The organism is Kitasatospora sp. NPDC007106, assembly GCF_040634455.1.
Lineage (GTDB): Bacteria > Actinomycetota > Actinomycetes > Streptomycetales > Streptomycetaceae > Kitasatospora > Kitasatospora arboriphila.
The window spans coordinates 1-1,061 of record NZ_JBEYFP010001445.1 but is presented as its reverse complement, the minus strand read 5'-3'; the positions used below and the strand labels follow the sequence as shown (position 1 = coordinate 1,061).

Annotated in this window: 1 protein-coding gene and 1 pseudogene; both read right to left on the bottom strand. The window is 66.8% G+C overall.

Translation table 11 applies throughout. The features are described 5' to 3' along the window. Positions 1–368: pseudogene (locus tag ABZ641_RS39155) on the bottom strand (hypothetical protein); the annotation flags it as partial. Positions 369–802: 434 nt separating this feature from the next. Further along, the coding region (locus ABZ641_RS39150) for a metalloregulator ArsR/SmtB family transcription factor (RefSeq protein WP_359989501.1) at positions 803–1,061 on the bottom strand (259 nt) is incomplete at its 5' end.

The window sequence follows — 1,061 nt, the reverse complement described above, 5'->3', positions numbered from 1 at the left end:
ATCTCGTCGGAGGCGTCGTAGGCCGTGGAAACCAACCAGTTCAGCAATGTCGCGCGGATGGGGACGTTGCGATACGGCCGGAGGGTCATGGCCGCCGGGTGGGCGAGGATGCCGGCGACATACATGGCGACGGGGGCGGTGGCTTCGTAGATGCTGTTCTGGTGGCCGACCAGCTCACTCAGTTCCGACAAAGCGGTGACCTGCACCTTGGGATCAGGCTCCAGCAACCGTGCCAGGACTTCGGGAAGGCACTCACCGTTCCCGAAAGCCGTCTGGAGCGAGCCCCAATCAGTCTCCGCCAGGACTACCTGGTAGGGCGGCAAGTCAGGCTCGCGGGGCGCCCCGGCCTTGGAGCTGCTGTGGTTCACAGGCAAAACCTAGACCGGACTTCTGACACGATTCCCGTCCGGGCCAGTTGGAAGCCACTGTCCTTCCGAGAGTGACGGGTGCGTTTGCGCCGGTCAGGCATAGGGTCGGTGTTTCGGCGGCAGAGACGAGGTGTTGTGTCGTCTCTGCGGTGGAGGTGTCGGAATGCCGCCGGTAGGGCCTCCTGGTGTGCTCAAGGTCTCGACAACCGAGCTGCACCAGAGGTCCTGTCTTCATGCACGGACGGACCGAAGATCGCCCGACCGAGCCGCCGCATTCGAACCCGTGCTCACCAAGATCGGTACGACAACGGCTCCTTACACCAGGACGTGCGCGCCCGACCCGGCACGCCACGAAGTGGTTTGACGGAGACGACAGTTCGCCTGGTGGCCTGGTGCTCGCCGGGGGCGCCGTAACCGGTGGCCGAACGCCGCGGTCAGCCGGCCGGACCCGGGCGGAGGTCTCCGAGGAGTTCGGCGCGGTCGGTGATCACGTGGGTGAGGATGGAGCGGGCGACGGCGAGGAGTTCGGCGACCTCGGGGCTGGTGATCCGGTAGATCACGGCGGCGCCGTCGCGGCGGGAGGTGACCACACCCGCGCGACGCAGGACGGCGAGCTGCTGGGAGAGGTTGGAGGCCTCCACGCCGACGTCGGCGAGGAGTTCGGCGACGGCGTGCTCGCGCTGGTGATCTGAA